Below are 13,283 nucleotides of genomic sequence, written 5' to 3' on the forward strand. Positions count from 1 at the left end.
TCGCGGGCGCGGCCTCGTCGCACGGGCCCCCGCGTTCGCGCGTGCAGGCTCCGCCCGGCGAGGCGGCGGCGCCGCCGCCGAGCTCGCGGGAGCGCTCGCGCGCGACCCTCCCCTCGTCGTCCTGGCCCGAAGGCGGCTCGCCGGACAGGGCCGCGGTCGAAGCAGACTGGCCCCGTCGCGCTGGCCGGCGCCGGAGCCGGAGTGCGCGCGCCCCGACCACTGACAGAGAGGCACGGCGGAAGGCGCTCCGTGAACGGGATGGCGGCTACCTGCGCCGCGCGGCTCCGGCTCAGCGGAGCAGCGACTTCACGAGGTGCGCCCCGAGCTCGCGCAGCCCGGCGTCGAGCGCGGCGCTGCCCTTCTCGGACTGGAGCGTCGCCCGCAGGGCCTCCGGCGCCAGCCCGAGCTCGAGGTTCACCCGGACGAGCACCGCCGAGAGGGCCGGGCCCGCCGCGGCGGCCTTCACCTTGCCGCCGCGCTCCTGCATCGCCTTCGCGATCCGATCCAGGAGGGCGTCCTCGCTGGTGCGCGGGCCCTGCTGGTCGAAGAGCGCCTCCGAGATCCCCCAGTGGAGATCCTCGAGGAGCTCCGGCGCCGCGAGCGCCAGGGCGAGCCGCTCGCGCGCCTCCTCCTCGTCCACCGACATCGCGGCCGCGTAGGTGGGGGCGACGAGGGTGACGAGGTCCTTGCGCGGGAAGAGGTGCGGCAGGCGCTTCGAGAAGAGGGGCACGGCGGGAGCATACCCGGTCGCGGCGCGCGCTGCCCGGGGACGCCGGACCCGGGCGCCGCGCTAGACGTTCGTCTCCGCCCGCGCCTCGCCGATGGGGCGCACCAGCACCTGCCGCGGCTTCACGCCGTTCGGCGGGCCGACCACGCCCTCGCGCTCCATGCGCTCGATGATCTTGGCGGCCTTGTTGTAGCCGAGCCGCATCTCGCGCTGGAGCTTCGAGACCGAGACCTCCTCCATGCGCGAGACGAGGTCCACCGCCTGGTCGTAGACCGGATCGTCCTCGTCCTCGCCGCGGCCGGCCCCCTCGCCCGAGTCGCGGGCCTTGAGGATCGACGGGTCGTAGACCGGGCGCCCCTGCTCCTTGAGGAAGGAGACCACCCGCTCGATCTCGCCCTCGGAGACGAAGGCGCCCTGGACGCGGGTCACCGGCTGGGTCGCGGTGAGCACCAGCATGTCGCCGTCGCCGAGCAGGCTCTCGGCGCCGGGGCCGTTGATGATGGTGGCCGAGTCGTGGCGGCTGGCGAGCCGGAAGGTGATGCGGGCCGGGAAGTTGTTCTTGATCATGCCCGTCACCACGTCGGTGGACGGGCGCTGCGTCGCCACCATGAGGTGGATGCCGGTGGCGCGGGCCTTCTGCGCCAGGCGGGCGAGCGAGATCTCCACCTCGCGCGGCGCGGTCATCATGAGGTCGGCGAGCTCGTCGATGATGACCACGATGTACGGCAGCTTCTGCGGCTGCTTCTTCTGGTCGCGGGCGGCCACCGGATCGTCCGGCGGGGGCGCGGTCGGGTCCTCGTACTCGGCGCTCGCCTCGATCGGCTCGAACTCCGGCGGCGGCTCGCCCATGGAGGCCGCGTCGCGCGCGGCGAAGACCTCGCTGGCGGGGCGGCCCGGCGCGGCGGTCCCGCCGGCGGCGTCCACCGCCTCGCGGGCGAGGCGCGCCTCGGCCTCCTCCTCGGTCTCGCCCTGGGCGACGTCCACCACCACGAGCTTCTTCGGCCGGGGCGCGAGCTCCGCCTCCTCGAAGAGCGTGCCCTGCGCCCGCTGCTTCTCCACCTTGGCGTTGTAGCTCTTGAGGTCCTTCGAGCCGGTGTCGGCCAGGATCTGGGTGCGCCGCTCCATCTCGTCCACCGCCCACTGCAGCGCCCGGGTGGCCTTCTGCGGGTCGGTCACCACCGGCAGGAGCAGGTGCGGGATGTCCTCGTAGATGGAGAGCTCGGTCATCTTCGGGTCCACCATGATCATGCGGACCTGGTCGGGCGCCTGCCGGTAGAGCATCGACAGGATCATGGTGTTGAGGCCGACCGACTTGCCCGAGCCGGTGGTGCCGGCGATGAGCAGGTGCGGCATCCGCTGCAGGTCGACGCAGTAGGGGATGCCCTCGATGTTCTTGCCGAGCGCGAGCGGGAGCAGGCCGCCCGCGTGGGCGAAGGTCTCCGACTCGAGCACGTCCTTCAGGAACACCGTGGCCCGGTCGCGGTTCGGCACCTCGATGCCCACCACGCCCTTGCCCGGGATGGGCGCGATGATGCGGATGCGCGTGGCGGACAGGGCCATGGTGAGCTCCTTGTCCAGGTTCTCGATCTTGGCGAGCTTCACGCCGGCGACCGGGCTGAACTCGTAGAGCGTCACCACCGGGCCGGGCCGGATGTGGCGGATCACCCCCTCGACGCCGTGGGTCTTGAGGGTGGCGACGATGATGCCGGCGGTGCGCTGCAGCCCGCCCTCGTCCACCTCCTTCTCTACCACCTCGGGCTTGTCGAGGAGCCCGAGGGCGGGGAGGGTGAAGACCGCGCCGGACTGGGTGTAGGCGAAGGACGGCTCCTCCTTCTCGTCCTCCTTCTTGCGCTTCTTCTTCTCCTGCATGGCCGCCGAGAGCACGATCTCGGGGCGCGCCGGCTCGGCGGCGGGCGCGTTCGCGGCGGGCTCGGCGGCCGCCGCGGGCTCCTCGGCGGGCGCGGCGGCCTCGGCCGGCGCCACCACCACGAGCGGCCGCGCCTCGCAGGCGTCCTCCTTCTTCTTGCGGCGCGGCTTCTCCTTCGGCTCCTCTGGCGGGAGCGGCGCGGTGTTGAGCTCGCGCGCCCAGGCCGGATCGTCGTCGCCGGCGGGCCCCTCCTCCGCCGCGACCTCCACGGCGCCGGCGGCGAGCGCCACCGCGGCGCGGGCGCGGGCCTCCTCGTCGGCGGCCTCCTCCTCGGCCCGGCGGGCCTTCTCGGCCGCCTCGGCCTCCCGCAGCTCGGCCACGGCCTCGCGGTGGCGGTCCACCGCCTCGCGGGTCTGGTGGAACAGGAAGGCACCCAGGGCGCGCATCGCGCGGCCGACCGCGGCGGCGGCCGCGACCACGTCGAGGTCGGCGGCGAGGATGAGGGCCACCACCGCGCAGGCGCCCACCACGAGGGCGGTGCCGACGGCGCCGAAGAGCGCCTCGGCGTTGCGGCAGAGCACGCGGCCCACCGCGCCGCCGGCGGGGAAGCTCGCGAGCTCGGTCCGGCCGAGGAAGAGCTGGGCCAGGGTGGCGACGGCGAGGGTCAGCACCGCGTAGGCCGCCGCCGCCACCGCGGTGAGGCGGCGCGGCGCGTCGCGGAAGAGCCGGATGGCGCCGGTGCAGACGGCGATGGGCAGCACCAGGGCGGAGAAGCCGAGGACGCCGTAGAGCCCCAGCGCGGCGTAGTGGCCGACCTTGCCGCAGAGGTTGCCCGCCGGCGGGAGCCCCCGGTCGAGGAACAGGCGGTCCTGCGAGGAGAAGCTGACGAGCGCGAGGAACAGCGCGAGCCCCACCGTGAAGAGCAGGACCGCCGCGATGTCCTTCTTCATCCCGGTGCCGCGCGCCCCCTCGGCGCGCTCGCCCCGCTTCGCGGTGTCCTTCTCCTTGCGGCTCTTCCCCTTGCCCATCGCCCAACCCTTCCTGATGCGTGGCCTTTTTCGGATCCTGCGGCCAGCGATGCCAGATGGTATCGGGGGGTGGCCGAAAAGCCATTTTCCGGCCGGCCCGGCGAGGGGCGGCGACGGACGGGCCGGCGGGCCGGATCCCCCGTGATCCCGGCCACATCCCCGCCGGGCGCGAGCGGCGGATGGCCGTTATGAAACCTCGCATCGCCGCCGGGCTGAGGTATGAGGAGGGGGAGGCCCTCCGGCGAGAGTCCGGACGGCCCCACATCGACCCGACGCCCGCACGAGGAGCGCGCATGTCCGACAGGGGAATCACGACGCCTTCGCAGACCGAGGACGAGTACTTCGTCAAGGAAGACGCCGAGAAGAAGCGGCGGATCGCCCTCCAGGTGAAGCAGGAGACGGCCGCCGCCGAGCTGCAGCGGCTGAAGGACCTGCACTACATGCACTGCCCCAAGTGCGGCCTGAAGATGACCGAGGTGAAGTACGGGAAGGTGGACGTGGACGTCTGCTTCGCCTGCAACGGCATCTTCCTCGACCAGGGCGAGCTCGAGCAGATCGAGCGGGACCGCCACCCGGTCATGGGCGCCATCCTCAACTGGTTCAAGGCCGAGACCCACCACCCGGTGAAGTGAGGGAGCGCCCGATGTCGCTGTCACTCGAGGAGGTGCGCCGGGTCGCCTCCCTGGCCCGGCTGCGCCTTTCGGCGGAGGAGGAGCGGCTCTTCCAGGGCCAGCTCTCCGCCATCCTCGACCACGTGAAGCAGCTCGAGGCGCTCGACGTCTCGGCGGTCGAGCCGATGACGCACGCCCTCGCCCAGGGCGAGGTGGGGGCGCTGCGCCCCGACGAGCCCGCGCCGTCGCTCGACCCGGAGCTGGCGCTCGCCGCCGCCCCGGCGCGCGAGGGGACCGCCTTCCAGGTGCCGAGGATCATCGAGTGAGCGCCGCGGAGCTTCTCTCGGGATCGATCCAGGAGGCGGCGGCCGCCCTCGACGACCGGACCGTCTCCTCGCTCGAGCTCACCCAGGCGGCGCTCGCGCGCGTCGCCGAGACCGACGGGCGGCTCGGGGCCTTCCTCGCCGTCACGCCGGAGCGGGCCCTCGACGCCGCCCGCGCCTCCGACGCCCGCCGCGCCCGCGGCGACGCGCGCGGGCCGCTCGACGGCGTGCCGGTGGCGCTGAAGGACATCTTCCTCACCCAGGGCGTCCCCACCACCGCCGGCTCGCGCATCCTCGAGGGCTACGTCCCGCCCTACGACGCGACGGTGGTGGAGCGGCTCCAGGCCGCCGGCGCGGTCTCGCTCGGCAAGCTCAACATGGACGAGTTCGCCATGGGCTCGTCCAACGAGAACAGCGCCTACAAGCCCTGCCACAACCCCTGGGACCTCGCCCGCACGCCGGGCGGGAGCTCCGGCGGCAGCGCGGCGGCGGTCGCGGCGCGCCAGGTCTTCGGCACGCTCGGCACCGACACCGGCGGCTCCATCCGCGAGCCGGCCGCCTTCTGCGGCGTGGTGGGGGTGAAGCCGACCTACGGCCGCGTCTCGCGCTTCGGCGTCATCGCCTTCGCGAGCTCGCTCGACCAGCCGGGCCCGTTCGGCAAGACCGTCGCCGACGCGGCGCTCCTGCTCGGCGCCGTCGCCGGCCACGACCCCCGCGACGCCACCAGCAGCACCCGGCCGGTGGACGACTACCTCGCCGGCCTCGAGGGCGGCGCCGCCGGGCTGCGCGTCGGCGTGCCGCGCGAGTGGTTCCAGGAGGGGCTCGAGCCGGGCGTGGAGCGGGCCGTCCGCGGCGCGCTCGCCGCCTACGAGCGGCTCGGCGCGAAGCTCGTCGAGGTCTCGCTGCCCCACGCGAAGTACGCCGTGGCGGCCTACTACCTCATCGCGCCGGCCGAGGCCTCCTCCAACCTGGCCCGCTACGACGGCGTGCGCTACGGCCTGCGCGCCAAGGCCTCCGCGCTCAAGGAGATGTACGCCGAGACCCGCGAGCAGGGCTTCGGGCCGGAGCCGAAGCGGCGCATCATGCTCGGCACCTACGCGCTCAGCGCCGGCTACTACGACGCCTACTACCTGCGCGCCCAGAAGGTCCGCACGCTCATCCGGCGCGACTTCGACGAGGCCTTCGCGCGCTGCGACGTGGTGGCCGGCCCGGTGACGCCCACCGCGGCCTTCCGGCTCGGCGAGAAGGTGGACGACCCGCTGCAGATGTACCTCGCCGACATCTACACCATCCCCTGCAACCTGGCGGCGCTCCCCGGCCTCTCGCTCCCGTGCGGCCTGCACGAGGGGCAGGGGCTGCCGGTGGGGCTGCAGCTCGTCGGCCGCCCCTTCGACGAGGCGACGCTGCTCCGCGCCGCCCGCGCGCTGGAGCGCGAGCAGGGCCCGCTGCCCGCGCCGGCGGGGGTGTAGCCGAAGATGCCGCTCGACCGGCGCGCCCCGCGGCAGGTGGCGGTCTGGATCTGGACCGGCATGCTCTGCATGTCGGCGGCGTTCCTCGTCACCACCCTCACGCTGGCGGTGCCCCCGCGCGTCGCCGCCTGGGCCACCCCCTGGCTGTTCTGGGTCTCGGTGGCGGTGGCGGCCGCCGCGGTGGTGCTCTCTCGCCACCTGCCGCTCCGGATCACGCCGCGCCAGGCCGGCGGGCGGCCCGAGGTGGTCGCCACGGCGCGCCTGCTCGTCGGCTGGTCGCTCTGCGCCGGCGCGGGGGCCTTCGCGCTCCTGGCGCGCGTCGCCTCCGCGGACCCGCGGCTGGTGGGGGTGTTCGTCCTCTGCCAGTTCGGCGTCCTCACCCTCTACCCCAGCCCGAGCCGCTGGGCCCTCATGGCCGACCTGCCCGACGTTCCCATGGCCGGCCCGGGGCGAATGGTGCGATAGCGACATGCCCGTCTCCGACTTCGAGGTGGTGATGGGGCTGGAGGTGCACGCCCAGCTCCTCACCCGGACCAAGATCTTCTGCGGCTGCTCCACCGCCTTCGGCGCGGAGCCCAACCACCACGTCTGCCCGGTCTGCCTGGCGCTCCCGGGCGTGCTCCCGCGCCTCAACGCCGAGGTGGTGGAGTTCGCGGTGCGCACCGGGCTCGCGCTCGGCTGCGAGATCCAGCCCAAGAGCGTCTTCGCGCGGAAGAACTACTTCTACCCGGACCTGCCGAAGGGCTACCAGATCAGCCAGTACGAGCTGCCGGTCTGCCTCGGCGGCGGCGTGGACATCGAGGTGGACGGGGTCCCGAAGCGGATCCGGCTCACCCGCATCCACATGGAGGAGGACGCCGGCAAGAGCGTGCACGACGCGCTCGGCGGCTCGGCGGTGGACCTGAACCGCGCCGGCGTGCCGCTCCTCGAGATCGTCTCCGAGCCCGACCTGCGCTCGGTGGACGAGGCGGTCGCCTACCTCAAGGAGCTGCGCGCGATCCTCATGGCCCTCGGCGTGAACGACGGGAACCTCGAGGAGGGCTCGTTCCGCTGCGACGCCAACGTGAGCGTCCGGCCGCGCGGGCAGGCGGCGCTGGGGCAGCGCTGCGAGATCAAGAACATGAACTCCTTCCGCTATCTCAAGCAGGCGGTGGAGTACGAGGTGGCGCGGCAGGTGGAGCTCGTCGAGGCGGGCGGGAAGGTGGAGCAGGAGACCCGCCTCTTCGACCCGGACCGGGGCGAGACGCGGGCCATGCGCAGCAAGGAGGACGCGCACGACTACCGCTACTTCCCCGAGCCCGACCTCCCGCCGCTGCTCGTGGACGCCGCCTTCGTGGAGCGGGTGCGGGGGACGCTGCCGGAGCTGCCGCGCGCCCGCGCCGCCCGCTACCGCGAGGCGCTGCAGCTCTCGGCCTACGACGCCGGGGTGCTGGTGGCCGACGCCGGCGTGGCCGGCTTCTTCGACGCCGCCCTCGCGGCGTACGGCGGCGGGCCGGAGCGGGCCAAGAAGGTCGCCAACTGGGTGAACGGCGAGGTGGCCCGGCTCGCCAACGAGACCGGCCTCGCGCCGCGCGACTGGAAGCTCGCCCCCGCGGCGCTCGCCTCCCTGCTCCGGCTCCTCGACGCGGGCACGCTCGGCGGCCCCGGCGCCAAGCAGGTGCTGGAGGTGCTCTTCCGCGAGGGCGGCGACCCCGAGGCGGTGGTGAAGGAGAAGGGGCTCGCGCAGGTCTCCGACGAGGGGGCCATCGAGGCGGCGGTGGACGAGGTGCTGGCCGCGAGCCCGGTCGAGGTGGAGCGCTACCGGGGCGGGAACCGGAAGCTCATCGGCTTTTTCGTCGGGCAGGTGATGAAGCGCATGCGCGGCAAGGGCAACCCGGCGGTGGTGAACGCGCTCCTCGAGAAGAAGCTCGGGGGCGCCTGATGGCCTGGGCGGGCTGGGGCGCCGGTCCCGCCGGCGCCGGCTCGGCCGGCGGCCCGTCGCGCGCCTTCCTCTGGGCGCTCGCGGCGGTGGGCGCCGCCATCGCGGCGGCGCTCTGGAAGGACGGCCGGGCCTCCGGCGCCCTGTTCTCGGCCGCTGCGGCGGCCTACTTCGCCCTGCGCGCCTCGGGCGTGCTCGGGCCACGGAAGGACGACGAATGACCCCCCGCGAACCCTTGCGCCCGGTGGGCTACGACGACGCCGCCGACCGGGTGCGGCTCCTCGACCAGCGCAAGCTGCCGGCCGTGGAGACCTGGCTCGAGCTCGAGACGGCGGAGCAGGTGGCGGACGCCATCCGGACCCTCGCCGTCCGCGGCGCCCCGGCCATCGGCGTGGCGGCGGCCTACGGCGTGGCGGTCGAGGCCCGGCGCGGCGCCTCCCCGGAGCGGCTGCGCGAGGCCTCGCGGCTCATCGCCTCGGCCCGGCCCACCGCGGTGAACCTGGCCTGGGCGGTGGCGCGGATGTCCCGCCGGCTCGAGGCCGGGCCGGCGGCGCTCCTCGCCGAGGCGCACGCCATCCGGGACGAGGACGAGGCCTCCTGCCGCCGCATGGGCGCGCTCGGGGCGCCGCTCCTCCCGCGGGGCGCGCGGGTGCTCACCCACTGCAACGCCGGCGCGCTCGCCACCGCCGGCTACGGCACCGCCCTCGGCCTGGTGCGCGCCGCGGTGGAGGCGGGGAACCCCGTCACCGTCTTCGCCGACGAGACCCGCCCCTTCTTCCAGGGCGCGCGGCTCACCGCCTGGGAGCTGCAGCGCGACGGGATCCCGGTGACGGTCCTCACCGACGGCATGGCCGGCTGGCTCATGCAGCGGGGCGAGATCTCCTGCGTGGTGGTCGGGTCCGACCGGATCGCCGCCAACGGCGACGTCTGCAACAAGATCGGGACCTACGCGCTCGCGGTGCTGGCGCGCCACCACGGGCTGCCGTTCTACGTGGCCGCCCCCTGGAGCACCGTGGACCTCGCCACCGCGCGCGGCGCCGACATCCCCATCGAGGAGCGGGGCGCCGACGAGGTGGTGCGGATCAACGGCGCCCTCATCGCCCCCGAGGGCGTGCCGGCGCGCTATCCGGCCTTCGACGTCACGCCGGCGGCGCTGGTGACCGCGATCGTGACCGAGCGCGGGGTGGCCGACGGCGACCTCGCCGCGGCGCTCCGGCGGCTCGCCGGCGCCTGAGCGGCGCGGGGCTCCTGGCCGGGCCTCCCCGCCGGCGGGGAGGGGGCGACGTGGGCTCCTCCCGGGCGATCGGGCGCAGTGGGGCGAACCGCGCGCCCGCCGCTTAGGAAGACCGGATGCGGCGCGAGCGCACCACCCCGATCGGCGACCGGGTCGGCCGGATGCGGTCGGAGTACGGGGCCGGGCGCGAGATCGAGGTGCTGGGGATCCCCCGCCACCCCTTCCTCGACGCCTACCACCACCTGCTCACCGCCTCCTGGCCGCGGCTCATCTCGCTCGCGCTGGCGGTGTTCCTGGGGGCGAACGGCCTCTTCGCGGTCGGGTACTTCACCTGCGGCGGCGTGGAGGGGGCGCGCCCCGGCTCCTTCCGCGACGCCTTCTTCTTCAGCATCCAGACCATGGCCACCATCGGCTACGGCCGGATGTCCCCGGTGTCGCTCGGCGCCCACGTCCTCGTGGCCCTGGAGGCCTTCAGCGGCCTCTTCGCGCTCGCCTTCATGACCAGCCTCTTCTTCGCCAAGTTCGCCCGCCCGAGCGCGCGGGTGCTCTTCAGCGAGGTGGTGGTGGTGAGCGACTACGACGGGGTCCCCTCGCTCATGCTCCGGATGGCCAACGCCCGCGCCAACCAGATCGTGGAGGCCCAGGTGCACCTCTCGCTGGTGCGCGACGAGGTGACGGCGGAGGGGCAGCGGGTGCGGCGGGTGCGCGACCTGGCGCTGCGGCGGAGCCAGTCGCCGATGTTCGCCATCTCCTGGACGGCCATCCACCCCATCGACCCGGGGAGCCCCTTCTACGGGAGCTCGGCGGAGCTCTGCCGCGAGAGCGAGACCGACCTCATCGTCACCCTCATCGGCTTCGACGAGAGCCTCTCGCAGACGGTCCACGCCCGTCACTCCTACCGGCCGGAGGCCATCCTGTTCGGGCGGCGCTTCGTGGACCTGTTCGCCTTCGGCGAGAGCGGGGTGCGGACCATCGACTACCGGCGCTTCCACGACACGGAGCCGGGGACGCTCAGCTGGCCGTCCCCGGGCTCGACCGGCTAGTCCCGATCGTGGCCGTGGCCGTGGCCGTGTCCCTCGCCGTGGCCGTGCCCCTCGTGCTTCCACTCCTTGCGCTCGCGCTTCTCCTCGCGCCGCGCCTCCTTCCGCTCCTCCTTGCGCCAGTGCTTGTACTGGCCGGGCGGCAGCCGGTAGATGGGCGCCGGGACGGCGCGGTCCTCGACCACCACCCAGCCGGCGCGCCGGTCGCGGGCGCGGTACCAGCGGCCGTCCTGCCGCATCCACCAGTAGCGGCGGTGGAAGAAGATTTCCTGATCGGAGTTCTCGATCACCTGGACGCCCGGCTGGACCACCACCAGGGGAGGGGCGACCGGCACCGGTACGCCGAGCTGCACGGCGACGTTGACCTGCGCCTCGGCGGCGCTGGAGAGGAGGAGGACCGCGAGGGGAGGCAGGAGGAGGAGCTTGAGTGAGTGTCCCATGATCTGGGGAGGCTACCTCGACTCCCCCACGTGCGATCAAGGGGCCGGAATCCTTGACAGCCCCGGCGCGGCGATCGTATAGAACCGCCCTTCCGGAGAACCGGCTCGGCCGCGCGTTGGCGCGAAAGGTTGCCAGGTCGGCGAAACTCCCAAGGAAATCCAAGGAGCATCCGATGTACGCGGTGATCAGGACCGGCGGCAAGCAGTATCGCGTGACCGAGGGCGACCGTCTCAAGGTGGAGAAGGTCGAGGCCGAGGTCGGCGGGAAGCTCACGTTCGACGTGCTGCTCGTCGGCGGCGAGGGCGAGGCCAAGGTCGGCCGCCCCGTGGTCGAGGGCGCTGCGGTGGAGGGCGAGGTCGTCTCCCACGGCAAGCACAAGAAGGTGATCAACTTCCGCAAGAAGAAGGAAGGCTGGACGAAGAAGCGCGGCCACCGCCAGCCGTTCACCGAGGTCCGCATCACCGCGGTCCGCGCCTAGGCGCCGCCAAGGAAGGATAGAAGCAAATGGCTCACAAAAAGGGACAGGGCTCCTCGCGCAACGGCCGTGACTCTCCCGGCCAGCGCCGCGGCGTCAAGGTGTACGGCTCCGAGCAGGTGCTCGCCGGCAACATCATCGTGCGTCAGTGCGGCACGCTCTTCCACCCCGGCGCCAACGTCGGGATGGGGCGTGACTACACCATCTACGCCACGATCGACGGCGAGGTGAAGTACGAGACCAAGCGCGGCGACCGCCGCGTGGTCTCGGTGCTCCCCAAGGCCTCCTAGGCCTCGGGCAGAGCAGCCGGCGCGACGCCGCGGGCCCTTCGAAGGGGCGCCGCGGCGTCTGCGTTTCCGGGGTCCCTCCGATGAAGGCGGTGCGCGCGTGAAGTTCGTCGACCAGGTCCAGATCTACGTGAAGGCCGGCGACGGCGGCGACGGCGCCATCGCCTGGCGGCGCGAGAAGTTCATCCCCCGCGGCGGCCCGGCCGGCGGCGACGGCGGCAACGGCGGCGACGTGGTGCTGGTGGTCGATCCGCAGCTCTCCACGCTGCTCGACTTCCGCTACGTCCGCGAGCACAAGGCCCGCAACGGCGAGAAGGGGCGCGGGTCGGACCAGAACGGCGCCGACGGCGCGCCGCTCGAGGTGAAGGTCCCGCCGGGCACGGTGGTGAAGGACCTCGGCACCGGCGAGGTGCTCGCCGATCTCGCGGTGGGCGACCGGTTCGTGGTGGCCAAGGGCGGCAAGGGCGGCCTCGGCAACATGAACTTCGCCACCTCGACCAACCAGGCGCCCAAGTACGCCGAGCCGGGCACGCCGGGCGAGGAGAAGAACCTCCAGCTCGAGCTGAAGCTCCTCGCCGACGTGGGCATCATCGGCTACCCGAACGCCGGCAAGTCCACCCTCATCAGCCGCATCTCGCGGGCCAAGCCCAAGATCGCCGACTACCCGTTCACCACCATCACCCCGAACCTGGGCGTGGTCTCGTGGCGCAACGAGCGCAGCTTCGTGGTGGCCGACATCCCGGGGCTCATCGAGGGGGCGCACCAGGGCGCCGGGCTCGGCCACCAGTTCCTGCGCCACGTGGAGCGCTGCCGGGTGCTGGTGCACCTCGTGGATCCGGCCGCGCCGGGCGAGGGGCGCAGCCCCAAGGCCGACTACGAGTCGATCAACCGCGAGCTGAAGCTCTACTCGCCCGAGCTCGCGACGAAGCCGCAGATCGTGGCGCTCTCGAAGCAGGACCTCCCCGAGGCGCGCGAGCAGGTGAAGGCGTTCCAGAAGCTCTTCGCCCGCCGCAAGGTGAAGCCGACGGTGCTCGCCCTCTCGGCGGTCACCGGCGAGGGGCTCGACGCGCTCCTCGACGCCGTGGCCGGCGTGCTCTGGGGCGGGGAGGGCGGCGAGAAGGCGGCCCCGCGCAAGAAGGTGGGGAAGCCGAGGGCGGCGCGGTGACCCGCGCCGTCGAGGAGGCCGAGTTCCTCCTGCCCGAGCGCAAGGCGCGCATCGACCGGGCGGTGGCGAACCGCACCCGCACCCTCACCGTGGTGATGGAGGCGCTCTGCGACGCGCAGAACGTCAACGCGGTGCTGCGCACCTGCGAGGCCTTCGGCGTGCAGCAGGTCCACGTGATCGAGGGGGTGATGAAGGCCTTCGATCGCAACAAGAAGATCAGCCAGAACGCCGACAAGTGGCTCGACGTGCGCCGGTGGGAGCGGACCGCCGACTGCCTCGACCACCTCGCGGGCGAGGGGTTCACCCTCTACGCCACCCACCTCGACGACGGCGCCGTGCCGCTCGCGGAGCTCTCCTTCGCCGACAAGGTGGCGCTGGTCTTCGGCAACGAGCACGCCGGGGTGTCGCCGGAGGCGCTCTCGCGCTGCCACGCCCGCTACGTCATCCCCATGCTCGGCCTCGTGCAGTCGCTCAACGTGTCGGTGGCCGCGGCGGTGAGCCTCGCCCGCGCGGTGGAGCGCCGCACCGTGGAGCGCGGCCGCCACGGCGACCTCTCCGAGGTCGAGGCCCGGGCGCTCCGGGAGCGGTTCTACGTGCAGGCCGTGAAGCAGCGCTCGCGGATCGCGCGGGCGCTCCGGGACCGCTGAGCCCCCCGAGGTTCCCCGGAGGGGGTGCGGCGGCGGAGCCCGTCGCTGGGG

The 13,283-nt window shown here is 73.6% G+C and carries 15 protein-coding genes; 12 read left to right on the forward strand and 3 right to left on the reverse strand.

The features are described from left to right. Positions 1 to 289: 289 nt before the first annotated feature. Positions 290 to 730, reverse strand: a complete 441-nt coding sequence (locus AMPC_RS15375; RefSeq protein WP_248342295.1) for a hypothetical protein — start codon at positions 728 to 730, stop codon at positions 290 to 292. Between the two features lie 60 nt (positions 731 to 790). Continuing rightward, positions 791 to 3,622 (reverse strand): FtsK/SpoIIIE family DNA translocase, encoded by a 2,832-nt coding sequence (locus tag AMPC_RS15380; RefSeq protein WP_248342296.1) that lies wholly within the window; start codon positions 3,620 to 3,622, stop codon positions 791 to 793. 293 nt (positions 3,623 to 3,915) lie between these two features. On the opposite strand from AMPC_RS15380, the gene AMPC_RS15385 reads away from it, so the two are divergent. The 8 genes from AMPC_RS15385 to AMPC_RS15420 all read left to right on the forward strand — a co-directional run bounded on the left by AMPC_RS15385 (position 3,916) and on the right by AMPC_RS15420 (position 10,220). Continuing rightward, entirely contained in the window at positions 3,916 to 4,254 is a 339-nt protein-coding gene (locus tag AMPC_RS15385; RefSeq protein WP_248342297.1) for a TFIIB-type zinc ribbon-containing protein, read from the forward strand. 11 nt (positions 4,255 to 4,265) lie between these two features. Then, positions 4,266 to 4,559, forward strand: a complete 294-nt coding sequence (gene gatC / locus AMPC_RS15390) for an Asp-tRNA(Asn)/Glu-tRNA(Gln) amidotransferase subunit GatC (protein WP_248342298.1) — start codon at positions 4,266 to 4,268, stop codon at positions 4,557 to 4,559. Between the two features lie 26 nt (positions 4,560 to 4,585). Then, complete coding sequence (gatA, locus tag AMPC_RS15395) at positions 4,586 to 6,025, forward strand: Asp-tRNA(Asn)/Glu-tRNA(Gln) amidotransferase subunit GatA (RefSeq protein WP_248346340.1); 1,440 nt, start codon at positions 4,586 to 4,588, stop codon at positions 6,023 to 6,025. A 6-nt stretch (positions 6,026 to 6,031) separates the two neighbouring features. Beyond that, entirely contained in the window at positions 6,032 to 6,490 is a 459-nt protein-coding gene (locus AMPC_RS15400) for a hypothetical protein (RefSeq protein ID WP_248342299.1), read from the forward strand. Between the two features lie 4 nt (positions 6,491 to 6,494). After that, positions 6,495 to 7,946: an Asp-tRNA(Asn)/Glu-tRNA(Gln) amidotransferase subunit GatB gene (gene gatB / locus AMPC_RS15405; protein ID WP_248342300.1), complete on the forward strand. Its 1,452-nt coding sequence runs from the start codon at positions 6,495 to 6,497 to the stop codon at positions 7,944 to 7,946. Beyond that, the gene (locus AMPC_RS15410; RefSeq protein WP_248342301.1) at positions 7,946 to 8,164 is read left to right on the forward strand and encodes a hypothetical protein; all 219 of its coding nucleotides are present in this window, start codon (positions 7,946 to 7,948) and stop codon (positions 8,162 to 8,164) included. Before gatB ends, AMPC_RS15410 begins: the two co-directional genes overlap by 1 nt. Continuing rightward, a complete protein-coding gene (mtnA, locus tag AMPC_RS15415; protein ID WP_248342302.1) occupies positions 8,161 to 9,177 on the forward strand; it encodes an S-methyl-5-thioribose-1-phosphate isomerase in 1,017 nt (338 codons plus the stop codon). Before AMPC_RS15410 ends, mtnA begins: the two co-directional genes overlap by 4 nt. A gap of 116 nt (positions 9,178 to 9,293) precedes the next feature. After that, on the forward strand, positions 9,294 to 10,220 hold the full coding sequence (locus AMPC_RS15420; RefSeq protein WP_248342303.1) for an ion channel: 927 nt from the start codon (positions 9,294 to 9,296) through the stop codon (positions 10,218 to 10,220). Here the strand turns inward: AMPC_RS15420 and AMPC_RS15425 are convergent. Continuing rightward, positions 10,217 to 10,657: a hypothetical protein gene (locus AMPC_RS15425; RefSeq protein WP_248342304.1), complete on the reverse strand. Its 441-nt coding sequence runs from the start codon at positions 10,655 to 10,657 to the stop codon at positions 10,217 to 10,219. The two genes, AMPC_RS15420 and AMPC_RS15425, sit on opposite strands and share 4 nt — an antisense overlap. A gap of 173 nt (positions 10,658 to 10,830) precedes the next feature. On the opposite strand from AMPC_RS15425, the gene rplU reads away from it, so the two are divergent. From rplU to AMPC_RS15445, 4 genes are all read left to right on the forward strand, one after another. After that, positions 10,831 to 11,136 carry a 50S ribosomal protein L21 gene (rplU, locus tag AMPC_RS15430; protein ID WP_248342305.1) on the forward strand — a complete coding sequence of 102 codons (306 nt, stop codon included), beginning with the start codon at positions 10,831 to 10,833 and terminating at the stop codon, positions 11,134 to 11,136. A gap of 26 nt (positions 11,137 to 11,162) precedes the next feature. Further along, positions 11,163 to 11,423: a 50S ribosomal protein L27 gene (gene rpmA / locus AMPC_RS15435; protein WP_248342306.1), complete on the forward strand. Its 261-nt coding sequence runs from the start codon at positions 11,163 to 11,165 to the stop codon at positions 11,421 to 11,423. Between the two features lie 97 nt (positions 11,424 to 11,520). Continuing rightward, complete coding sequence (obgE, locus tag AMPC_RS15440; protein WP_248342307.1) at positions 11,521 to 12,585, forward strand: GTPase ObgE; 1,065 nt, start codon at positions 11,521 to 11,523, stop codon at positions 12,583 to 12,585. Next, positions 12,582 to 13,232: a TrmH family RNA methyltransferase gene (locus AMPC_RS15445; protein ID WP_248342308.1), complete on the forward strand. Its 651-nt coding sequence runs from the start codon at positions 12,582 to 12,584 to the stop codon at positions 13,230 to 13,232. The genes obgE and AMPC_RS15445 overlap by 4 nt, the downstream gene beginning before the upstream one ends. Positions 13,233 to 13,283: the final 51 nt, after the last annotated feature.

Source organism: Anaeromyxobacter paludicola (genome assembly GCF_023169965.1).
Classification (GTDB): domain Bacteria; phylum Myxococcota; class Myxococcia; order Myxococcales; family Anaeromyxobacteraceae; genus Anaeromyxobacter_B; species Anaeromyxobacter_B paludicola.